Source organism: Acidisoma sibiricum, assembly GCF_057837225.1.
In genome coordinates this window covers 2,225,575-2,246,810 of the sequence record NZ_CM174445.1, presented here as the reverse complement: position 1 = coordinate 2,246,810, position 21,236 = coordinate 2,225,575, and the positions used below count along the sequence as shown (strand labels likewise).

The window sequence follows — 21,236 nt, the reverse complement described above, 5'->3', positions numbered from 1 at the left end:
CACTCCACCCGCTGGTCCTCACTTTGTCTATGCAGCTGACCGTGTGATGCTTTTCACGCGACCTCGGCCGGCATCGGCGGCAAAGCGAGCGTCTCAGGCCGCGGCCGGCGGCGGTGGCGGGCCCGTTCCTGCTCCACCAGCCGGTCCATGCAGGCGCGCACCTGCCCGGGATCGTACCGCCGCTCCAGCTGGCGGATGGCGAAATGCACCCGCGCCATCTGCTGATAGTAATCCATGAAGGCGTAGTTCAGCGCGCCGCCGGTGGCCGCGCCGATCACCGGCACGATGCGGGTGAGGAATTTCTGGGTGAAGGAAATGCCCAGCAGCGTCGTCACCCGGCGCAGGAAACCGTCGATCGCGAGACGGCTGAGCGCGGCCCGCGCCGCCCAATAGCCCGCCTGGCCGTCCGGCCCGTCGCGATGCTCGCTGAGGGCGAAAACCTCCAGACAAGCGCGGCGGCCTTCCGGCGTCGCCGGATCTTCGCCATAGCTCCGCGCAATGCCGGCAATGGAGCGCAGCATGAGGCCGGTGGTGAGTGGAATATCCACCACCATGCCCGGCGCGCCCATGAAACCGGTCGCGGCCCCGCTGATGGTGCTGATCAGCTTATGCCGCCGCCCGGCAGAGGTCGCGGCCATTTCCTCGGCGAGGGCCACCGTGTCCATGCCCCGCGTCGACGCGTCATAGAGCCGGTCCAGGCTGAGTTCGACGATCTTGCGGGCGCTGAAGGCGCTGTTGTTCAGCACGAAACGGCCAGCGGCGTTCATCAGCCCCTCGGTCTGGTCGCCCACGAAACTGCCCAGACGAAAGGCCAGGCCCTTCTCCGCTGCCAGAATGCGGGCGACGTCCCGCAATCTGTCGAGATCCTCGGGCGCCAGGCCCGCACAGGCATTGCCCAGATCATCGGCCGTCATACCGGCCGGCGCATCGGACCAGACATCGCTCGCAATCGTCATGGTGACTTCCTCCATTGCCCCTCATGTAGGAAGCCGTGTGCAGAAAGCGAGGGCCAGACGCTGGGCGAAACGGTCTATCCCGCCCGCGCCAGCACCCAGCGGGTGATGACGTCGCAGGCGGCGTCGAAATCCTCGATCCGCATGGCTTCGCGGGGATTGTGGCTGCCGAACTGGTTGCGCACGAAGATCAGGCAGGCGGGTATGCCAGCCTGGGCGAAGGCCGCCGTATCATGCCCGCCACCCGACAGCATGCGGCGATAGGGCACGCCCGCTTCCGTAGCCGCCTGCCCCAGCTCCTGCTGAATGGCGGGGTCCATCGGGCTCGCCTGGCTGCCGCTTTCCGGCCCCAGATCAAACCGCACGCCCCGGCTCTGCTCGATCTCAGCCACCAGACGGATCAGCACGTCATGCAGCAGATCGACGCTCACCCGGCTTTCGCTGCGCATATCGAGCTGGAAATGGGCCTCGCCGGGAATGAGGGTAAAGCCCGCCTCGGGCGCGGTCGCCAGCACGCAGAAGGTGCAGACCAGCGCATGACCCTCCGCTTCCAGCTGCGCCCAGGCGGCATCCAGCCGGTAGGCGAGTTCGGCCAGCGCGATCGCCGCATCCTTTCGCAGCCGGCGCGGCGTGGCACCCGAATGATTATATTCGCCAAAGACCTTGGCCGCGCGGTAGCGGCGGGAGCCGGGAATGCCGGTGACGATGCCGAGCGGCACATCCGCCTCATCCAGCAGCGGTCCCTGCTCGATATGCAGTTCGATGAACCCGGCGACGGTCTCGGGCGTCAGCGCGGCCGTGCCGGCGCGCACCGCATCGGGGTCAAACCCCTCCTCCGCCATATGCCGGGCCAAGCTCCGCCCGTCATCCATGCGCGGCACGTCCAGCGCATCGGCGGGCAAACGTCCAAGGGCGGCGCGGCTGCCGACATAGCTCACGGGAAACCAGCTGCCCGCCTCTTCCGCGCGGATAAGCATGACGGTGACATCCCGCTGTGGCTGGAAGCCGGCGCGGGCCAGGCCTGAGACCACCGCCAGGCCGGCCAGCACGCCGGCCGCGCCATCGTAATTGCCGCCCGATTTCACGCTGTCCAGATGGCTGCCGATGACGATCTGCGGCAGGTCAGGCTCGCGGCCCTTCAGCGTCAGATACAGATTGCCGGCATGGTCGGGGCGGATGGCGAGGCCCAGCGCCGCGGCCTCGGCCCGCACCAGCGCATGAGCCGCCGTCTCCTTCGGGCCATAGGCTTCGCGGGTAATGCCGAGCCCGTCGAAGCTCATGTCATGCAGGGCCTGGAACAGCCGGGGCGCAATCTCCCGGTCCGGCGAGAGGTTAGGGCGAAGGCGGCTGTGGTCTGTGCTCATGGGAGAAAAGACTGCGCCGGGTCTTCCCCCGGCTCAAGCGCCGGATCATCATGGGAGCAACCTTTCCTGGAGCTTCGTGACCATGACCCCGCCCGCCCGTCTCAATTCCCTGGCCGCCAGAGACGTGGCCAGCGTCTTCCATCCCTATACCGACCAGATCGCCCATGCCGAGAACGGGCCTGTCATCATCGCCCAGGGCAATGGCGTGCGGGTGCTGGATGATGCCGGCAAATCCTATATCGACGTCGTCGCGGGCCTGTGGTGCGCCTCGCTCGGCTTCTCGAACGAGCGTCTGGTCGCGGCCGCGACCAAGCAGATGCGGGCGCTGCCCTTCTACCACGCCTTCGCGTCCAAATCGCATGAGCCGATGATCGAACTGTCGGAGATGCTGCTGGCGCGCGCGCCGGTGCCGATGAGCAAGGTGTTCTTCGCCAATTCGGGGTCGGAGGCGAATGACAGCGCGATTAAGATGATCTGGTATTACAACAATGCCCGCGGCCTGCATGAAAAGAAGAAGCTCATCGGCCGCATCAAGGGCTATCACGGCGTCACCATCGCCTCCGCCTCGCTGACCGGCCTGCCCTATAACCATAAGTCCTTCGACCTGCCACTGCCGGGCTTCCTGCATACGATGACCCCGCATTTCTATCACGGCGCCCTGCCCGGTGAGACGGAGGCCGAATTCGCCACCCGCTGCGCCGATGAGCTGGAAAAGCTGATCCTGGCCGAAGGGCCTGAGACGATCGCCGCCTTCTTTGCCGAGCCCATCATGGGCGCCGGTGGCGTCATCATCCCGCCCGAGGGCTATTTCCCCAAGATCCAGGCGGTGCTGAACAAATACGATATTCTTCTGGTCGCCGACGAGGTTATCTGCGGCTTCGGCCGCACCGGGAATTACTGGGGCAGCCAGACCATGGGCGTGGCCCCCGATATTCTGACCTGCGCCAAGGCGCTGTCGGCCGCCTATCTGCCGATCAGCGCGGTGCTGGTGAATGCCAAGGTCTATGACGTCATCTCGGATGAGACCCACAAGATCGGCACCTTCGGCCACGGCTATACCTATTCGGGCCATCCGGTCTCGGCCGCCGTCGCGGTAGAGACGCTCAAGATTTATGATGAGCTGAATATCCTGGACCATATCGCCGAAGTCGGGCCGCATCTGCAATCCGAACTCCGCCGCCGCTTCACCGACCATCCGCTGGTCGGCGAAGTGCGCGGCATCGGCCTCATCGCGGCCCTGGAGCTGGTGGAGGATAAGGCGACCCATCGCAATTTCGAGGCTTCCCGCCGGGTGGCCGCGCGCACGGCGAAGCATCTGGAAGGCTTCGGCGTCATCGGCCGCCCGCTGCCGGGGGACGGGCTTGCCTTCTCCCCCCCGCTGATCATCACCAAGTCCGAAATCGACGAGGTGCTGGACGGGGTGGAAAAGGCGCTGGCCGCCATCACCCTTGATCTGCGCGCCGAAGGCTTCCAAGCCTAGGCCTGAGGCTTTAGTCTGTCGTCCAAGCCCGGCGCCGTCTGGTGCCGGGCTTTTCTGTGACCGTCTTTCCGAAATAGTCGAGGATATACCCGTGGCGGAATACCGCTTGCTGGGCCGCACCGATTTGCGCGTGTCGGCCATTTGTCTTGGCACCATGACCTGGGGCCAGCAGAATACCGAGGCCGAGGGCCATGAACAAATGGACATGGCGCTGGACCGCGGCATCAACTTCTTCGATACCGCCGAAATCTATTCGATCCCGCCCAAGGCCGAGACCCAAGGCTCGACCGAGCGCATCGTCGGCTCCTGGTTCAAATCCCGCGGCACGCGCGACCGCGTCATCCTGGCCTCCAAGGTCGCCGGGCGGGGCAATAGCTATCTACGCCCGGACGGCAAGCCGAGCCGGCTGGATCGGGCCAATATCCGCCACGCCATCGAAGGATCGCTGACGCGCCTGCAGACCGATTACATCGATCTGTATCAGCTGCATTGGCCGGACCGGCCGGTCTCCCTCTTCGGCAATGAGGGCAATAACTACCGCGAGCTGGGCCTGGGTGACGCCGTGCCCTTCGAGGAGACGGTCGCCGCCCTGCAGGAACTGGTGACGGAAGGCAAGATCCGCCATTTCGGCCTGTCGAACGAAACCGCCTGGGGCACCATGAAGTTTCTGGCGGCCGCCGACGCCGGGCACGGGCCGCGCGTCGCCTCCATCCAGAACGCCTATAACCTCGTCAACCGGACATACGAGACGGGTCTCGCCGAAGTCACCATGCGCGAGCAGGTGAGCCTGCTGGCCTATTCGCCGCTCGGCCAGGGCTATCTGACGGGCAAGTATCAGAAGGGCGCGCGGCCCCCCGGCGCCCGCACCACGCTGTTCGAGCGCGGCCAGCGCTATGAGAAGCCGGGCGTGGAAGCGGCGATCGACGCCTATATGAAACTGGCGGCCGAGTTCGGGATGGATATCACAACGCTGGCGCTGGCGTTCGTCACCACGCGCCCCTTCGTCACGTCCAACATCATCGGCGCCACGTCGATCGAACAACTGCGCGTCGCTCTGGATTCCGAGGCCGTGCAGATTACCCCGGAGATGGAAGCGCGCATCAACGCGGTCTTCCAGATCCACGGCAGCCCGGCGCCGTAACGGCTTCGACCTCGGTCGTTACTTGGCCGTCACCCCCGCGCTAGTCGCGGGGGTCTACCCCCTGCCCCACACCCCACGATCGCGTTCAAGCAAGCCCTTCTTTTTCTGAAGAAAAAGAAGCAAAAAGACTTCTTTAAGCTACAGCGGAAGATGGTCCGAAAGGCATCGGCCAGAAGAGTTGGCCAGATTTGGCAAAGGAGTTGAGATCGTGACGGATGACAGCTTTGCCCGTGTCTGGGACGCGGTCGAGAATACCCCGGCGGAAGCTGAAAACATGAAGCTTCGCTCCACCCTGATGATGGGGCTTGAAAAGCATATTCGAAGCCAGAACTGGTCCCAGGCCGAAGCCGCCCGGCGGCTTGGCGTAACCCAGCCGCGCATCTCCGATTTACTGCGTGGCAAGATCAATCTTTTTGGCCTCGATACGCTCGTCAACATGGCAATCGCCGCCGGCCTGGAGGTCGAGCTGCGGATCAGAAAGGCGGCGTAGATTGCCTGGGTTCTTTAAGGATAAGCCATTGTTACGATCACTCTCAGACCGCAAGTACTTCTGTAACCCAGCAGATCCCGTAATAACCTCCCCTGTTGGCCGCCGTCGCCAGTAACACCGCCGGCACAACGTCAATCGAATGAGTTACGGTGACTCTAAACGCCGAGAAGGCAAAATCACGCCCGAACTAGCAATGCTTACTAAAGCACTTTTCCAGCACGATCTATCTGTCACTGCTATAGAATACAGAATTATTATTAAACGATTTACATTTCATCCCTGCACTTGTCGCAGAAATTTAGTTGCCAGGACGCTTTCCTTTCCGCCAATGTGACGCGGCCCTGCGAGAAACTTCTGTCACACGAGATTTTTGCTTCCCGTTTTCCCATTCGCCAGTCGTTGCATATTTTAAAGCTTTTTCTTTTGCTGTGGTTACCAGTCCACTTGCTCCTTGCTTTTCCAGAAGACGAAGCCGTTCGTAATATAATCTTGCATATTTTTGAGCCTCACTATGCCTATTGTGTCTAATGAGAGAACCAACATGCAAATTTAGAAGAGTAACCATTGGATACTGATCGTTCTCTATGATTCCACCCGCATCCAACTCGAGCAAGCTTTGAACCGCTGAGTTCACCAGATCTGCCGTTTCATCATCATAAATTGGCCGCTCATATGCAGTTTGAAGCTTTAACTCTGCCAGAGCATGAACGGCAAAAGGGTTACCTGGATAAGCCTGTATAGACTTTACTAGCAGGTCCATCGCCTCCCGCGACTCGCCGCAACGAGCAATATAAAGACCGTATTGGAGCCAGAAATGACCATCCAATTGAAAGTAAATTTCAAAGTGGGAGTAAAGTCGACGTCCGGCAAACTTATCATGACGCCTTATACATTGCTGATAAACAACATCATGATTAAGACAAAATCTAAATAAAGATGCATCAATTCGATTAACGTGCTTCACAACCGGGATAGCAAATTTGGTGAAACTCTCCAACAAAGCTGTTTGACAATCTAAAATATCATTTATTTCGACGACGTTTTCTATGATATGCCTGACATAAAGCTCATGTCGAGCATGGAGGCGACCGTCTGAAAGACGCGAGACAATGCTCGATGCTGCGTCTTGCACCTGCTCAAATGTACGGCCCGCACTAACCTTCATGAAGACTTCTTTAGCCGTGCCTACAGAAACTCCCACGCGAGCCAGAGTGGCAATCGCGCAGACGATAACAAAAATCTTTGTATCTCGATCAGGAAGTTTCTCGAATTCGTTCTTAATCGTCTCATTAAATGTTTCTGACGATGTAGCTTCTCTAAGTGCAATCAATAGTTGTTCTCGGGATTTTTTTAGTTTCTCCAGTTGACCATTTCTATCTAATTTAGCAAGCGCAGGAGCAGGAACATATTGAAGTAGTTTGTCAACAAGCGGAGAATAGTCGGCGGACGTAAAGCGCGAAAACTCGTGCGCTCTGGCGATCCCGCCTACTCTCCGCATAAGCCTATCCCTCCATTCGCCAGTCCTTGCCGTTGAGACTACAGTGAATCCCGAATCCACGGACATAATGTCTTCCGAAAAAGCATCACCAAAAAGAAATAAATCCACCACATAGACTATGACTTGCCCGTCGTGTAGTCTTCGCAATAATGAAAGTGCTGCTCGGACAGACCTGACGTTGCCCTGTAGCTCGTAGATAGGAATGTCCGGATGTTCGCGCCCATAGCGAAGGAGTGACTGAAGAAGACTCGTCGTTTTTCCACTTCCCGACTGGCCCACAGCCACGAAAAGCCGAGCCCTTTCACTAATAGATTGACTCATCTCTGAGTATAGGCTGTCGGTAGGCTTCAACCAGACCGGTATATCTGATGCCGCAAGTGCAAAAGTGGGAGGTGATCCACGTAGAAAATTTCGGGCGTCACGATCATGATCGGCGCGATCACGTGTCAATGCGCGCGCAGACAAGTCGCCGACATCAATCGGGAACAGACTGTGGGCAATCCCAACGTCTTCAGGAGTTAAATGAGATATTTGATCCGAATTAGTGTACTTATTCGACTTGCGTAGTATATCTTGAGGGGAGAGCCCGCGAGGAAAGCACTTCTCTAGCCAATGCACAAAATCAGCTAAAGTTGCCTCAATATGCGTTATCCCGCGTGCGGAGAAACTTGCCTTCTCAATGGCAGTTAATTTATCGGGAGTGATCAAAAAGGCTTTGCCCAGAGCCGTCGAACCCACATCACGTTTGGCACGCTCCAATTCCGCTGCAAGTATTGGCTCAGCAAGCCGGCTTCCAATGAAAATAGGAGTATGATTGACATAGTCGTTCGCCGCTTGTGCGTACCAGTGATGTTTACCTTGCACCAAAACCTGGCTATATTCAGCATCAGTCATTACTAAACCGAACTCGGGCGCGCTCGCGTCCCCGTGGAGTTTTATTATTTGTAGATAGGCGGGGTTTTCCTCCTTTACGACGTGATCTCGCATACCATTTATAAATCGAAATCTTTGAATTCTTCGGCCTTGCAAATTGTCAAGCGCATCATCTATGCACCATGTATAGAGACGCTTCCAACTATAATTGAAAAGGTCTGTCAGCTCGGTAGAGGGGTCAGTTTTGGTAAACTCACGGGCATAAATAGCGTAAAGTTGCTGGTCGCTTAACAACGCTCCTCGCACAGCATCGAGCACCATAGGCAATTTCTCGCCGTTGTAGGGAAGCCCTGCACGATCGGCAACAATTCGCGCTAATCCTTCAGCCTGTACGATCGACTCCTTCTGAGAATTCTTTGATGAACTGGATGCGCCCGCTCCCAGGATTAGAACTACCTCACCAATCTCAATGGATTTTTGGAGGAAGGTAGCCTCTTGTTCTGCCAGATTGAGCATATGTGACCTCTAGTATTCCACTTACGTTCCGGCACGATTAAGGTTACGTCAAGAGTATGTATCGTTTGATGGTAAAAAACTTCTCCAAAAACGTTTCAAATTCCCATCATAATTTTTGCCACTGAATGCTTTTTCACGCTTTGAGTCGCGAGGACTTTCTCTTCAGCCGAATGCTTTCGCCACCGTCTGGAGATGGGTGGAGATGCCGAACCAGCTTGGGCTTGGTTCAAACTCCCCCCAACCCCGCACACCGCCGAAACGCGGGCAGCACGGTCGTGAAACCGTCCAGCCGCAGCCTCACGGGCATGCCCGGAAACAGGGTGAGCACCATCGACGGACCCTGGGTCATGGCATTGAGCAGAGACGACAGCGCTGCGGCATCCATCGGCGCCAGGGCCGTATTGGCACTCACGCGAGTCGCCGGGAAAGATGCCGAGTAGGCGCCCATGCGCAGGCGCAGGGTGGCGCGCATCGCGACCGGCAGATCCCAATGGGCATTGGCGACCATCAGGCCGATGGACCCGTCAAGGAAGCGGATACCGACGGCGGCGGCAGGGTTCACGATCATGCAGGAAGCGGGGCCGGACTTTACGGCAGGGCTCTGCTCCACCACGGACCAGCTGCCGGCCTGCCCCAGCGGGCGGATCACCGCCTGGGCCCGGGCTGCCCCCGGCAGCAGGGCGGAGAGCGCGGCGAGTGCCAGCAATGGCAGAGACAGCCATCTGGGCATCGGGTTTGTCCTTCCGGCAGTGAGCGGCATGCGACAGGTGGTGGCGCCGCTTCGTAGAACCAAGCCCCTCAGAACAGCCTATGAGGAAGGCCGATAAAGGTGATTTCCGTGCCGTCCGTCAGGCGCATCACGTCCGATCCGCTGACCACCGTCTCATTGCTGATGGCCCAGCCGCCAAAGCCGCCGAAGGCCAGATTGTCATGGCCGGAGAAGCCCAGAATCACCTCGCTGCCGCCGGCATGGCCGTTCAGAAAGGCATAGATGGTGGCGCCACCGCCGCCGATGATGGTCGATGCCCCCGACCCGCCAACCATCGTATCGGCGGCATTGTTCAGCGCGATCAGCGCCTGTCCGCCGGCCGTGAACACCGTCTCGGCGCCCGTGCCGGTGGTGCCGTTCATGATGGAGCTGCCGGTGCCCGCCACCATCATCGTGGGTCCGCTGCCGGCCGTGAATTCGGTCACGTTATGGCCGCCGATCAGGGTGGAGGCGCCGGTGCCGCTGCCGCCGGTCAGTGTGTTATTGCCACTGCCGCCCTGCAGCACCGTGCTGCCCGCGCCGGTGCTGCCGGTCAATACGGTGGCACCCGATCCGCCGGTGACGGAGACCGAGCCTGAGCCGCCGACCAGGCTCAGCGCGCCGCTGCCACCGGCAACCATCAGCCTGCCGGCGCCGCCCAGAACGGTCAGCGCGCCGCTGCCGGCCGAGACAGTGTCGCTGCCCACGGCATAGACGGTGCTGCTGCCGGCACCGGCCGAGAAATTCGTGTCGTTCTGCAAAAAGGCGGTGATGCCGCCGGCGGCCGCCAGCCGGTCACCCGTCGCATCATCCAGCACCGCCGCATAGCCCGCGGGCACGGTGCCGGCACTTGCGGTTGTGACAACAAGTGCTGTGCCCGCGCTGCCCGGCGCGGGGATGGCGCCCGATCCCGCGAAGCTGACAGTGTGAGCATCGAACAGGGCCGCATATTGGGCTTGGGCCAAGGCACCTGCGGCCACGGTCCCACCCGGGAAGGTGAAGGCAGGGACGCTTTGGCCCTGCGCGCTGGTTGTGGTGACAGCGGTGACGCTTGCGGCCGTCACCACGGGTGCCGTCGTCGCGGACGCGACGCTCACGGCACCCGTGCCGGCGCCCGCTCCCGACGGGGTCGTGGTCGTCGTGGACCCGCTGCCGCCGGAGACGGTGCTCGCCTGCGGCTCCACCTCGACAATCAGAGGGTGATCGGTCAATGCCAATGTCAGGCTGGATACATTATGCAGAGTCTGGATCGCATTGGCGCTGATGAGAGGATCGAACACCTTGACGGTCGCATAGGCCTTACCCAGAGCGACCGTAGTCTGCACAGTCGCCGCGGTTACTTCCTGGCCCTTCGTCTCGTTCCAGATCTGCGGCTCGTTCCAGACCACGATGTCGGTGGCGCCCGAGGATTTTTGCAGTTCCAGACTATATCCGGTCGCAGGCAGATGGGTCAGCGTATAGGTCAGCGGCGCCAGATTGAAGGTAGCGGCCTTGCTGCCGCTATCGGCGAGAATGGTCGTCAGGTCGTGGATGGCGGTCGCGGCCTCCTTCGGCTGATTGCTGGTGCCAAACAGACCGAACCCGTCATCGCCCTGCGAGGAGCCCGCGGCATAGGCATCCATCAACTGATAGAGATAGGTCGTGCTGATGCCGTTGCGGGCGTCATCCATCAGCAAATCCAGCGTGTATTTCGCCTGCACGTCCTGATTGACGGCGCCGGACGTGCCGCCATTGGTGCTGTAGCCGGTTTCGGTATAGACGGCGGGTCCGGTGGCCGGCTTCTCATTGCCCAGCGCCTGGCTGCGGTTCACCCAGGCCAAGGGCGCCTGGCCGTTATTCGGATAGGGATGCTGGGTATCGGCATCCGCCAGGCCCGGCGTGGTCGCGGGGTTCGGCCCCACTCCAATGCTGCCGGCATTATAGCCGGTGAAATAATAGACCGAGACGCCAGGTAAGAGCGCATCGGCCTTGACCGTCGCATAGATCGCCTTCTGCAGCGCGACCGCGCCCGCAATTCCACCGACACCATTATAGGTGAGCGCGAAATTATTGACCTCGTTTGCGCCCTCCACCGCCGCGACGCTGTGCGGGACAGCCTTATCCAGCGTCTGAGCAAGCACAAGGCTCGCCGCGACATCTTGAGTTGTGTGGTCTCCACCCACGAACAGCACGACATCGAAGGTCACGCCGCGCTGCGCAAGGCTGATATAGCTCGAGAGCGGCGCCGACCCGGCGTAACCGTTACTGAGAGAATCGCGAACTTTACTGATGCCCAAATAGGCGAGATCGGATTCAACATTGGCAAGATTAGCATAGCCGCCATCGGTGTAGGGGATGTGCGTATTCACACCCAAGGTGTTCAGAAAATCCTTGGCTCGCATCACGGTCGCATTGCTCATTGCTGGCTCACGATCTGGTGAAGATTAGTCCGCTACACCACGGCCAATCATTAGGCGCAAGCAAAAAGAATGATGCTGGATCATAAATAGTCCAGGGGTAGTCATAAAGGCGTACGCCTTTACTCACAAAATCAGTCTTATTGTGATTTCATAAGCGGCTGGTGTTTCGGCGTACGCCTTATGTGCCGTCGCCGGCGACGCCAGCGGCGTGCTGGACGCGATCATCGGCGAAGTCCCGCTCTCCCGTCGCCCGGGCGGCATCACGCCACCCGCACGCCGGGAGCGGAAGCCTCAGCCATGATCCGCGGGGAAGAACCTGTTCTCCGGCCGCTCCAGCCCCAGATGATCGCGCAAGGTCGTACCCTCATACTCGCGACGGAAAATGCCCCGGCGCTGCAGTTCGGGCACCACCATGTGGACGAAATCGTCCAGCCCTTCGGGTACGGAATGGAACATGATGTTGAAACCGTCCGAGGCCTCCGTCTCCAGCCAGGCCTGCATCTGATCGGCAATCTCGGTGGCTGTTCCCACCATCTGCAATCCGCCATAGCCGCCGACGAATTGCGCGAGCTGCCGCACCGTCATGTTGTCGCGCCGCGCCATCTCCACCAAGGTCGCGCGCCCGCTCTGGCTCGCATTGGTCTCCGGGATCTCGGGCAAGGGCGCGTCCAGATCGAATTTGGACGCGTCCACACCAAGGCGCATGGAGAGGTTGGGCAGGCTGCTTTCGGGATGCACAAGACTATCCAGCAGTGACAGCTTGGCCCGCGCCTCCTCCGTCGTGCGGCCCACCACCACCAGCACGCCGGGCAGGATCTTGAGGCTGCCGGGGCTGCGCCCCACAGCTCTCAGGCGGCGCTGCATATCGGCATAGAAGCGCTGCCCGTCCTCGATCGTGCGGCTGGACCCGAAGATGACCTCCGCCGTCTCGGCCGCCAGGGCCCGCCCGGCTTCGGACGCGCCGGCCTGCACGATGACAGGCCAACCCTGCACTGGCCTCGCGATATTCAGCGGGCCGCGCACCGACAGATGCTCGCCCTTATGCGCCAGCACATGCATTTTGTCGGTGTCGAAAAAGATGCCGGACTCCTTGTCCCTGATCCAGGCATCGTCGGCCCAGCTGTCCCAGAGGCCGGTGACCACGTCATAGAATTCCCGCGCGCGGCGGTAGCGCTCGTCATGCTCCATCATATCGTCGCGCCCGAAATTCAGCGCGGCATCCGGGTTGGAGGTGGTCACGATATTCCAGCCCGCCCGGCCATTGCTGATATGGTCGATGGAGGCGAAGCGCCGCGCGATATGGAATGGCTCGTCGAAGGTGGTGGACGCGGTCGCGATCAGCCCGATCCGCTCCGTCACCATCGCCAAGGCGGACAGCAGGGTCAGCGGCTCGAAGGACGTCACCGTGCCGCTCCGCTTCAGCGCATCGAGCGACATGTTCAGCACGGCCAGATGGTCGGCCATGAAGAAGGCGTCGAAACGCCCGCGCTCCAGCGTCTGGATGAACTGGACCAGATGCTGGAGGTTGAAATTGGCATCCGCATAGGCCGATGGATAGCGCCACCAGCCCGTATGAATGCCGACAGGGCGCATGAAGGCGCCCAGGTGAAGCTGCTTGGTCATGATGGATCTCTCCGCAATTGCGGAAAGTCTGGCCTTAGTGCCACCGCCCGCGCAAGCGGGCGGCGATCACATGACTATTATTCCGCAACTGTGCCTGTCACCTGGGCCGCGGCCAAACAGGCATAGATGACAAGGTCGGAGACTTTGGCGTCCATCGGCACCACCTGAACGGCATGGGCGAGGCCGTTCAAAACCGGGCCGATCACCCGCGCCTCACCCAGGCGGGACACCATCTGGGTCGCGATCTGGGCGGCGTCCAGCCCCGGCATCACCAGAACATTGGCATTGTCGGTCAGCCGCGCGAAGGGGTAGCCCGCCCGCAGCCGCGCATCCAGCGCCACTTCCGGCGTCATCTCCCCATCGAATTCAAAATCCGCACCCTCCGTCTCCAGAATGCGCACCGCCTCCGCCAGGCGCGATCCAGCCCCGGCCTGCGGCTGGCCGAAGGTGGAGGAGGCGCAAAAGGCGACGCGGGGGCTTTGCCCCAGCCCGCGCATGCGATGCGCCGCCGCGCGTGCAATCATCGCCAGTTCCGCGGCCGAGGGTTTCATGGTGATCAGCGTATCGGCCACCAGCAGCGTCTGATGGGGGGAGACGACCATCGACAAGCCGAAGGGAATGCGGCCGGGCTTGGGGTCGATCGCGAGGCGTATCGCCTCCAGCGCCTGGGCCGGCGCGCGGGTCAGGCCCGTCACCATGCCATCGGCGTCGCCCAGCGCCACGGCGCAGGCCGCGAAGACGTTGCGGTCCTGATTGACCAGGCGCTGCACGTCGCGCAGCAGATAGCCCCGGCGCTGCAGCCGTCCATAGAGGAAGTCCGAATAGCGCTCGTTGTTCTTGTGGTCGTCGAGCGCGGCCAAGCGGGCATTGCGGATTTCGATACCGTCCTGCAGCGGCAGGTCCAGCCGTGCGAAGGCCGCCCGCACCCGCTCCTCATTGCCGATGAGAATAGGCGTGCCGAAGCCTTCCTTGTGATACTGCGCGGCAGCGCGGACCATGGTCTCATTCTCGCCCTCGGCAAAGACGATGCGGCGGGGCTGGTCGCGCACGCTTTCGGTGATGAGGTCGAGGATATTGACCGCCGTATCCAGGCGCGCGGCCAGCGTCCGGCGATAGAGCTTCACCTCGGGCAGCGGCCGGCGCGCGACGCCGCTGGCGACCGCCGCTTCGGCGACGGCGAGCGGAATGCGGGTGATCAGACGCGGATCGAACGCATTGGGAATTATATAGTCGGGGCCGAAGCGCAGCTGGCGGGCAGCGGCGCGATGCACCTCATCGGGCACGTCCTCGCGGGCAAGTTCGGCCAGCGCCTGGGCGGCGGCGGCCTTCATGGCCTCGTTGATGGTTCTGGCCCGCACATCCAGCGCACCCCGGAAGATATAGGGAAAGCCGAGCACGTTATTGACCTGGTTGGGATAGTCGGACCGGCCGGTCGCGATGATCGCATCCGGGGATGCCGCGCGCGCCTCCTCCGGCGTGATCTCGGGATCGGGGTTGGCGAGGGCCAGAATAATCGGGCGCGGCGCCATGCTGCGCACCATCTCCTGCGTCAGGGCGCCTTTGGCGGAAAGGCCGAGAAAGACATCCGCGCCGCGGACCGCCTCTTCCAGGCTGCGCAGAGGAGTCTCGACCGCATGGGCCGATTTCCATTGATTGAGATCGCTGCGGCCACGATGGATGACGCCCTTGGTGTCGCAGGCCAGGATATTCTCCCGCCGCATGCCGAGCGTGAGCAGCAGGTCGATGCAGGCGATGCCGGCGGCACCCGCACCATTCACCACCAGGCGGACATCGGCCAGATCGCGCCGGGTCAGATGACAGGCATTGATGAGGGCGGCAGCGGCCACAATGGCGGTGCCATGCTGATCATCGTGGAAAACCGGAATATCCATCAGCTCGCGCAGCCGGGTCTCGATCACGAAACATTCCGGCGCCTTGATGTCCTCCAGGTTGATGCCGCCGAAGGACGGGCCCAGAAGGCGCACGCAATTGATGAATTCCTCAACATCCTCGGTCGCGACTTCAAGGTCGATGCCATCGACATCGGCAAAGCGCTTGAACAGCGCGACCTTGCCCTCCATCACCGGCTTGGACGCCAGCGCGCCGATATTGCCCAGGCCGAGCACGGCGGTGCCGTTGGAAATGACCGCCACCATATTGCCGCGGGTTGTATAGGTATAGGCGAGTTCCGGGTCCTCCGCGATCTTCAGGCAGGGTGCCGCCACCCCCGGCGAATAGGCGAGAGACAGGTCCCGTGCCGTCGTCAGCGGCTTTGAAATGCGGGTTTCCAGCTTGCCGGGCCGGCCGGAGGCATGCAGCTCCAGCGCACTGTCCGAGAGGAAAGCCGGGCCTGATCCCGCAGTCTTGTCGTCCGCCATCCCAGTTCCACCTTTTTTATCAGCGCTCAGCGGCGCTTTGAACCTAGGGTTTACCCAACCCCTCCGGTGAAATCCATCCGATTAGCAGACAGCCGCCTGACGTGATGGTCAGCAATGCGTCTTATGCACTCCTGACTTGCGTTTTTCACTTGGACGTGAGGCCGGTTAAGGCGGCCGGTCGCAATCCGGGATGGCAGGACGGTCCAGAATGCACCATCGATGGCTCATCAATTTCAACGCGACAACGCAACATTCCAGGCAACGCCGTGGTGCTGACAGCGGTCGTGCGCACCCGCACCTTGCACATGAAAGCAATCAGCGCATGGTCCTCCAGACCAATACCGGTCTCGGAGTTTATGGGGCTGAAACGTTTCTTATTCATCGCAATGGCCGCAAAAAGTTTATGCGCAATTGACGTGGGCTCATCTTACCGCCATTTTCATCCTGGCCTTAGTGCCTAGTCCCTATGGATGGGAGCGATGGTGGTATAGGGTCCCGTCAACTAAGTGCTCTGTTCCATGGAGCGCAGAACTGAAATGTCGCTTAATGGGACCGGTCATCGGCTTTGCATGCGCCCCACTAACTCCCCCTCCCCCGCGACGCAGTCTGAGCCATATAGCAGGGAACCAGCGAGCGCTTCCGATCGCATGATAGCCCACCGCCACCAGCACCATCTGCGTGCCCGGATCAAAGAATTCGTGCTGCCGCCGATTGAAGATGGCCTCGTTCTCGGCAATCAGTCCCCGATCGGGCATATCGCCGTCAGCAAGGCGCTCAGCCTACTCTCCTCCACCTCCTATCAGCATGTGCCGATCGAGGATGACATCATCAGTGACGTGCTGATCCGCTCCTCCATATTGCGGAAAATACCGACCGAAGTCATCGTCGGATTTGTGTTGAGGGAGATCAAGCCGCTGATGGGGGCTGAGGAAATCCTGCATCTTCACCTCGATGTTGAGCTTACCATTGATTCGGATGAACGATGAACACGGTCCTCCGCGTTCATCACGCGCTGAGCCGAAATGCGCTGTACGTGCAGGACATTCAGCGGCTGCGAGATATTGCAGATAGATGCGATATCAATCACATAGAGGCATTCGCGGTCTTTTCCGAGGAATGCGCCTTTCGCGGTATTGTCAGTACGCGGGAGGCAGCGCTGTTTCCCAACCGGATCTTCGCCGACCTGATCGGCCGCCGGCAGCCTCCCTTGCTCAACTCGCATGATCTGCTCGAAGACGCGGTTCTTCTGCTGGAAGGCGAACGCGCCGATCGCCTCGGCGTCTGTGACCAGAATGGCCAGTTTTGCGGCATCGTCTCACGCAATTCGGTTCTCGAAACGCTGTTCAAGCGCGAACACCGTCTGGCCAATTATGACCAGCTCACCACCCTGCCCAATCGCATCTTTTTGCAATCCCGCCTGGATCAACTGATCAAACGCCACGGCAAAGCCGGAACAACTTTTGCGGTCGCCTTCATCGACCTCGATAATTTCAAGAACATCAATGATGCACTCGGCCACGGCACCGGTGACAAGGTGCTGGCTGACATTGCCCGCCGCATGGAGGCCGGCCGGCGTCCCGAGGATGTCGTCTGCCGCTTTGGCGGTGACGAGTTCGTGGCCATCTTCTCCGATTACACGACCGATGGTGAACTCGACGCCATCGTCCGCACGCTGTTCCATACCGTCAGCGGCCATGTATCGGTCGACGGGCACGAGGTGTTCGTGACGGCGAGTGTCGGTATCGCGCGCTATCCGGCAGACGCCGATACGGCCGAAAACCTGCTCGGCCATGCGGACCTCGCCATGTACCGGTCCAAGGATTCCGGCCGCGAACAGGTGCGTTTCTATGAGCCAGGCATGGAGGACGAGGCGACGCAGCAGGTGAAGCTGCAGAACATGCTGCGCCACGCCCATGACAATGGCGACTTCTGGCTGGCTTGGCAGCCACAGTTCAATTTGGAGAGCGGCGATATCGTCGGTGTGGAAGTGCTGATGCGCTGCACAATCCCGCTAACTGGTGCCATTTCTCCGGCGACCTTTATCCCCATTGCCGAACAATCCGGCCTTATCGTCAGCCTCAGCGACTGGGCCTTTCGCCAGGTGACCGCCGACATCACAACCACTTTGGCAGGTCTTTTGCCGGCCGACTTTCGTATCGCCGTCAATCTCTCGGTCAGCCAGCTCAATGGGGCCGTGCTGCGGCCGGTGCTGGCGGCAGCCCAGGCCATCCGCGCGCATGGCTACAGGCTGGAGATCGAGATCACGGAATCCGCTCTCATGCGGAGCCAGGCGCAGGTCGATGAATTCATCGAAGCAATGGCCCAAAACAACGTCGAAATCGCCGTCGATGATTTCGGCACCGGCTATTCCAATCTGGCCCGGCTGCGCGACATGTCGGTCAACCGGCTGAAAATCGCGTCAAGCTTCATCGGCGCGCTTGGCGGCGATGCCTGTGACCGCTCCACCAAAATCGTCGCGGCGATCATCGCGCTGGCCCGTGCCCTCGGCGTGGCGGTGACCGCTGAGGGCGTGGAACGGCCCGATCAGGCTGAGGTGCTGCGCCATCTCGGCTGCGATGACGTCCAGGGCTTCTGGTATGCCCGCCCCATGCCGGTGGCGGATTTCGCGGCCCTGGCGCGACAATCCGTCAGCCGCCGCGCGGCCGGTCGCTGAAGCGGGCGCCGCGCGGCCGCGGCGCGCGGCGTTCCGTCAAAGACCGAGATCGGACAGGCCGGCATGGTCATCGGGCCGCCGGCCCAGCGGCCAATGAAACAGCCGGTCAGCCTCGCGGATCGGCAGATCGTTGATGCTGGCGAAGCGATGCTCCATCAAGCCCCGCGCGTCGAAGGCCCAGTTCTCGTTGCCATAGGACCGGAACCAGGTACCGCTATCGTCATGCCATTCATAGGCGAAGCGCACCGCGATGCGATGACCGGTAAAGGCCCAGACCTCCTTGATCAGCCGGTACTCCAGCTCCTTGTTCCATTTGCGGGTCAGGAAAGCCTCGATCTCCGCCCGGCCGGTGATGAATTCGCCCCGGTTGCGCCACCGGCTGTCCGCCGTATAGGCGAGCGCGACCCGGGCCGGGTCACGGCTGTTCCAGGCGTCTTCCGCCCCGCGGGCCTTGCGGGCCGCGTCCTCCAGCGTAAGAAAAGGCGGCAGCGGCGGGCGTTCGGCGTCCATCGTCATTCCTCCACAGAGAATGCCATCCAAGCGGCAGGCGCGCATTCCCGCAAGCGCTGCCGGAACAGATGAGGTCCGCGGACCAAGCCTCGCCCGCAAGCCGCACCCTGGTCTATGAACACGTCACCCTAGTGGAGCGAGCGGCCATGGCTGACAAAACGAGCGGCGCCATTCGGATCGGCGTCGGCGGCTGGACCTATGAGCCCTGGCGCGGCCCTTTCTACCCGGACAAACTGCCGCAGAAGCGGGAATTGGCGCATGCCGCGAGCCTGCTCACCACCATCGAGATCAACGGCACCTATTACGGTTCGCAGAAACCGGAAAGCTTCCGCAAATGGCATGACGAGACGCCGGATGATTTCGTCTTCTCCCTCAAAGCCTCGCGCTATTGCACCAACCGCCGTGTGCTGGCGGAGGCCGGGGAGTCGGTCGAGCGGTTCCTCACCAGCGGCCTGCTGGAGCTGAAAGACAAACTCGGGCCGATCAATTGGCAGTTCATGGCGACCAAGCAATTCGACCCCGCCGATTTCGAGGCCTTCCTCAAACTGCTGCCCAAAAGCGTGGAGGGTCGCGCCCTCCGCCATGCGGTGGAAGTCCGGCATGAGAGCTTCCGCAACCCGGATTTCGTCGCCCTGCTGCGCCACTATGACGTGGCGGGCGTGATCGCAGGGGATTCGGACTTTCCGCAGATTGCCGATGTCACCGCCCCCTTCGTCTATGTCCGCATCATGGGCACCACAGAAGCGCACCCGCTCGGCTATGCCGAACAGTCGCTCGACCTTTGGGCCGGCCGGGCCAGGCAATGGGCCGGCGGAGAGATGCCGAAAGATCTGCAATACGCGGACCCCGCCAAGCCGGATGGCCAGGTGCGCGACGTCTTTCTCTATGTCATCAGCGGCCACAAGGTCCTCAACCCCGCCGCGGCCCAGGCGCTGATCGCCCGCGTCTAGACCAGTCGCCGCCCCGTCTGCAGCGATCCTTGCAGGGTCACAGCCGCATCCCGCCCGTCATCTGCGGGTCGTAGTAGCTTTGGTCGCTGTGACGAGGCCCCGGGTGGCGCAATGCCAGCGGCCGCCCCTCCGTGCGCAAGCGCCGCACCACGTCCGGCCAGTCGGGCAGGCCAGTGCCCGGCTGCTGCCAATGCGCGACACTCGCCTCGTCACCCCATTCGGCCAGATGCGGCATCGCCTTGCGATGCGCCCCACTGGCGCCATAGGCCCGCATCGCATGCGCGTCCCGCCAGACCGTCAGGGTCCAGAACACCAGGCCGGCCTCGCGCTGTACGGTGCCGGCCAGGAAACCATCCGACTTGCGGATCTGCGCGATCGTCCGGTTCGCGTGCAGCACGAAGAAGGGCAGGAAGCGGATGGCCCGCAGCCGAAAGCGCGTCACGCTGGCCAGGCTCATGACGGGCTCTGGCGCCGCGGGCGTCACAGCGTCACCACCAGCTTGGCGGCGGAGACGCCCAGACGCTGGCGCTCCAGCGCTGCGGGAATCTGCGAAAGGCCCTGCCCGACCACCGTCGCACTTGGGGCCGCGACGAACCGCCCCTCGGCGAGCGCCGCCGGCAGGAAAGTCTCGAAGATCATCGGGCCGACCGCATTGCCGATCAGCGCGCTGCCCCAGATCATCTTGGTGGCGACGCCGCGCCGGCGCGCTTTCAGCCTCTGCGCCAGCGTGCCGGCGAGCATGCGGGCGATCGCCGGCATCAGGTGGCGCAGCCGTCCACGCCCGGCGGGCACGGCATCGAAGGAGGTCGGCGGCGTCGCCATGGCGACGAAGCGGCGGCCCTGGCTGGCACCCAGAATGTCGATGCACGCCGCCGTCGAACCGGCGCCGATCGCCAGGGCGCCGGCGACCTCACGCCCGCGCAGGTCGCGGATGATATCGGCCACGACCGTCTTGGACCGGTAGTCGAAGGCCGCCCGCGCGCCGAGCCGCTTCACATAGTCGAAGTTTCGTGGCGAGACCGTGGTGATCACGTCATAGCCGGCGGCCACGGCGAGCTGAATGGCATTGCTGCCGACACTGGTCGATCCGCCCCAGACCAGCAGCGTCTGGCCGGCCGGGCTTGGGCTCGCGCTCGGCGCCTGCATCGCCAGAAAATCTTTCTGGAACAGGCCGCAGGCGGCGGTCGACAGGCCCAGCGGCAGAACGGCCGCATCCGTGAAGGACAGGGTCTGGGGGATGGGCGACACCATATGAGCGAGGAGCACGACATAGTCCTGAAAGCCGCCCTCGGCCGCACGGTTGCGCTGCTTGTCCGAGCCCGCGGCATAGCCGACGACGCGGTCGCCGACCGCCAGGCGCGTGACGCCGCTGCCGACCTCGACCACGTCGCCGGCCACGTCGGACCCGACCACGAAAGGATACGTGATCCAGGGCGTGAAGATATCGCCCATGGTCTGCTGCAGCCGGTCCATCGGGTTAACGGCGACGGCGCGGGTGCGGATGACGATCTCGCCCGCGCCCGGCGCGGTATACGGGGCGACGCCGAGGGTGAAGGGCGCGCGCTTGGCATGAAGCCAAAGGGCTGTGTTCTCTTGCATGATGGTCACTCCTGATGGGGTGTGGGTCTTGATGTCCCCA

At 61.9% G+C, this 21,236-nt stretch carries 17 protein-coding genes; 6 read left to right on the top strand and 11 right to left on the bottom strand.

The window, feature by feature from the left end:
• Positions 1-53: 53 nt before the first annotated feature.
• Both AC3G7M_RS10620 and AC3G7M_RS10615 read right to left on the bottom strand, forming a co-directional pair.
• Positions 54-956: an EcsC family protein gene (locus tag AC3G7M_RS10620; protein WP_489211821.1), complete on the bottom strand. Its 903-nt coding sequence runs from the start codon at positions 954-956 to the stop codon at positions 54-56.
• A 74-nt stretch (positions 957-1,030) separates the two neighbouring features.
• Positions 1,031-2,317 (bottom strand): Zn-dependent hydrolase, encoded by a 1,287-nt coding sequence (locus AC3G7M_RS10615; protein ID WP_489211820.1) that lies wholly within the window; start codon positions 2,315-2,317, stop codon positions 1,031-1,033.
• 82 nt (positions 2,318-2,399) lie between these two features.
• On the opposite strand from AC3G7M_RS10615, the gene AC3G7M_RS10610 reads away from it, so the two are divergent.
• The 3 genes from AC3G7M_RS10610 to AC3G7M_RS10600 all read left to right on the top strand — a co-directional run bounded on the left by AC3G7M_RS10610 (position 2,400) and on the right by AC3G7M_RS10600 (position 5,428).
• A complete protein-coding gene (locus tag AC3G7M_RS10610; RefSeq protein WP_489211819.1) occupies positions 2,400-3,797 on the top strand; it encodes an aspartate aminotransferase family protein in 1,398 nt (465 codons plus the stop codon).
• Between the two features lie 154 nt (positions 3,798-3,951).
• A complete protein-coding gene (locus AC3G7M_RS10605) occupies positions 3,952-4,938 on the top strand; it encodes an aldo/keto reductase (RefSeq protein ID WP_489216029.1) in 987 nt (328 codons plus the stop codon).
• A gap of 208 nt (positions 4,939-5,146) precedes the next feature.
• On the top strand, positions 5,147-5,428 hold the full coding sequence (locus AC3G7M_RS10600) for a helix-turn-helix domain-containing protein (protein WP_489211818.1): 282 nt from the start codon (positions 5,147-5,149) through the stop codon (positions 5,426-5,428).
• A 298-nt stretch (positions 5,429-5,726) separates the two neighbouring features.
• Here AC3G7M_RS10600 and AC3G7M_RS10595 read toward each other — a convergent pair whose 3' ends face one another.
• From AC3G7M_RS10595 to AC3G7M_RS10570, 6 genes are all read right to left on the bottom strand, one after another.
• Positions 5,727-8,315, bottom strand: a complete 2,589-nt coding sequence (locus AC3G7M_RS10595; protein ID WP_489211816.1) for a P-loop NTPase — start codon at positions 8,313-8,315, stop codon at positions 5,727-5,729.
• 226 nt (positions 8,316-8,541) lie between these two features.
• Positions 8,542-9,045 carry a hypothetical protein gene (locus AC3G7M_RS10590; protein ID WP_489211814.1) on the bottom strand — a complete coding sequence of 168 codons (504 nt, stop codon included), beginning with the start codon at positions 9,043-9,045 and terminating at the stop codon, positions 8,542-8,544.
• A 68-nt stretch (positions 9,046-9,113) separates the two neighbouring features.
• Positions 9,114-11,462: a hypothetical protein gene (locus tag AC3G7M_RS10585; RefSeq protein ID WP_489211813.1), complete on the bottom strand. Its 2,349-nt coding sequence runs from the start codon at positions 11,460-11,462 to the stop codon at positions 9,114-9,116.
• A 291-nt stretch (positions 11,463-11,753) separates the two neighbouring features.
• The gene (locus AC3G7M_RS10580; protein WP_489211811.1) at positions 11,754-13,085 is read right to left on the bottom strand and encodes an LLM class flavin-dependent oxidoreductase; all 1,332 of its coding nucleotides are present in this window, start codon (positions 13,083-13,085) and stop codon (positions 11,754-11,756) included.
• Between the two features lie 77 nt (positions 13,086-13,162).
• Positions 13,163-15,463, bottom strand: coding sequence for an NADP-dependent malic enzyme (locus tag AC3G7M_RS10575; protein WP_489211809.1), 2,301 nt, complete (start codon positions 15,461-15,463; stop codon positions 13,163-13,165).
• A gap of 145 nt (positions 15,464-15,608) precedes the next feature.
• Positions 15,609-15,845: a hypothetical protein gene (locus AC3G7M_RS10570; protein ID WP_489211808.1), complete on the bottom strand. Its 237-nt coding sequence runs from the start codon at positions 15,843-15,845 to the stop codon at positions 15,609-15,611.
• Positions 15,846-16,161: 316 nt separating this feature from the next.
• Between AC3G7M_RS10570 and AC3G7M_RS10565 the strand changes: the two genes are divergently transcribed.
• Together AC3G7M_RS10565 and AC3G7M_RS10560 are read left to right on the top strand one after the other, a co-directional pair.
• Positions 16,162-16,449 carry a hypothetical protein gene (locus tag AC3G7M_RS10565; protein WP_489211807.1) on the top strand — a complete coding sequence of 96 codons (288 nt, stop codon included), beginning with the start codon at positions 16,162-16,164 and terminating at the stop codon, positions 16,447-16,449.
• On the top strand, positions 16,446-18,137 hold the full coding sequence (locus tag AC3G7M_RS10560; protein ID WP_489211805.1) for a putative bifunctional diguanylate cyclase/phosphodiesterase: 1,692 nt from the start codon (positions 16,446-16,448) through the stop codon (positions 18,135-18,137). Before AC3G7M_RS10565 ends, AC3G7M_RS10560 begins: the two co-directional genes overlap by 4 nt.
• Before the next feature lie 36 nt (positions 18,138-18,173).
• Here the strand turns inward: AC3G7M_RS10560 and AC3G7M_RS10555 are convergent, their stop codons facing one another.
• A complete protein-coding gene (locus tag AC3G7M_RS10555) occupies positions 18,174-18,647 on the bottom strand; it encodes a nuclear transport factor 2 family protein (RefSeq protein WP_489211804.1) in 474 nt (157 codons plus the stop codon).
• Between the two features lie 146 nt (positions 18,648-18,793).
• On the opposite strand from AC3G7M_RS10555, the gene AC3G7M_RS10550 reads away from it, so the two are divergent.
• The gene (locus AC3G7M_RS10550) at positions 18,794-19,597 is read left to right on the top strand and encodes a DUF72 domain-containing protein (RefSeq protein WP_489211803.1); all 804 of its coding nucleotides are present in this window, start codon (positions 18,794-18,796) and stop codon (positions 19,595-19,597) included.
• A 37-nt stretch (positions 19,598-19,634) separates the two neighbouring features.
• Here the strand turns inward: AC3G7M_RS10550 and AC3G7M_RS10545 are convergent, their stop codons facing one another.
• Entirely contained in the window at positions 19,635-20,054 is a 420-nt protein-coding gene (locus tag AC3G7M_RS10545) for a DUF3291 domain-containing protein (protein ID WP_489211802.1), read from the bottom strand.
• A gap of 23 nt (positions 20,055-20,077) precedes the next feature.
• Positions 20,078-21,196 carry a zinc-binding alcohol dehydrogenase family protein gene (locus AC3G7M_RS10540; protein ID WP_489211801.1) on the bottom strand — a complete coding sequence of 373 codons (1,119 nt, stop codon included), beginning with the start codon at positions 21,194-21,196 and terminating at the stop codon, positions 20,078-20,080.
• Positions 21,197-21,236: the final 40 nt, after the last annotated feature.

Bases quoted from the DNA above. Each gene is read 5' to 3' on its own strand.
- AC3G7M_RS10620 (WP_489211821.1), bottom strand. From the start codon at position 956: ATGACGATTGCGAGCGATGTCTGGTCCGATGCGCCGGCCGGTATGACG.
- AC3G7M_RS10615 (WP_489211820.1), bottom strand. From the start codon at position 2,317: ATGAGCACAGACCACAGCCGCCTTCGCCCTAACCTCTCGCCGGACCGG.
- AC3G7M_RS10610 (WP_489211819.1), top strand. From the start codon at position 2,400: ATGACCCCGCCCGCCCGTCTCAATTCCCTGGCCGCCAGAGACGTGGCC.
- AC3G7M_RS10605 (WP_489216029.1), top strand. From the start codon at position 3,952: ATGACCTGGGGCCAGCAGAATACCGAGGCCGAGGGCCATGAACAAATG.
- AC3G7M_RS10595 (WP_489211816.1), bottom strand. From the start codon at position 8,315: ATGCTCAATCTGGCAGAACAAGAGGCTACCTTCCTCCAAAAATCCATT.
- AC3G7M_RS10590 (WP_489211814.1), bottom strand. From the start codon at position 9,045: ATGCCCAGATGGCTGTCTCTGCCATTGCTGGCACTCGCCGCGCTCTCC.
- AC3G7M_RS10585 (WP_489211813.1), bottom strand. From the start codon at position 11,462: ATGAGCAATGCGACCGTGATGCGAGCCAAGGATTTTCTGAACACCTTG.
- AC3G7M_RS10580 (WP_489211811.1), bottom strand. From the start codon at position 13,085: ATGACCAAGCAGCTTCACCTGGGCGCCTTCATGCGCCCTGTCGGCATT.
- AC3G7M_RS10575 (WP_489211809.1), bottom strand. From the start codon at position 15,463: ATGGCGGACGACAAGACTGCGGGATCAGGCCCGGCTTTCCTCTCGGAC.
- AC3G7M_RS10570 (WP_489211808.1), bottom strand. From the start codon at position 15,845: ATGAATAAGAAACGTTTCAGCCCCATAAACTCCGAGACCGGTATTGGT.
- AC3G7M_RS10560 (WP_489211805.1), top strand. From the start codon at position 16,446: ATGAACACGGTCCTCCGCGTTCATCACGCGCTGAGCCGAAATGCGCTG.
- AC3G7M_RS10555 (WP_489211804.1), bottom strand. From the start codon at position 18,647: ATGGACGCCGAACGCCCGCCGCTGCCGCCTTTTCTTACGCTGGAGGAC.
- AC3G7M_RS10550 (WP_489211803.1), top strand. From the start codon at position 18,794: ATGGCTGACAAAACGAGCGGCGCCATTCGGATCGGCGTCGGCGGCTGG.
- AC3G7M_RS10545 (WP_489211802.1), bottom strand. From the start codon at position 20,054: ATGAGCCTGGCCAGCGTGACGCGCTTTCGGCTGCGGGCCATCCGCTTC.
- AC3G7M_RS10540 (WP_489211801.1), bottom strand. From the start codon at position 21,196: ATGCAAGAGAACACAGCCCTTTGGCTTCATGCCAAGCGCGCGCCCTTC.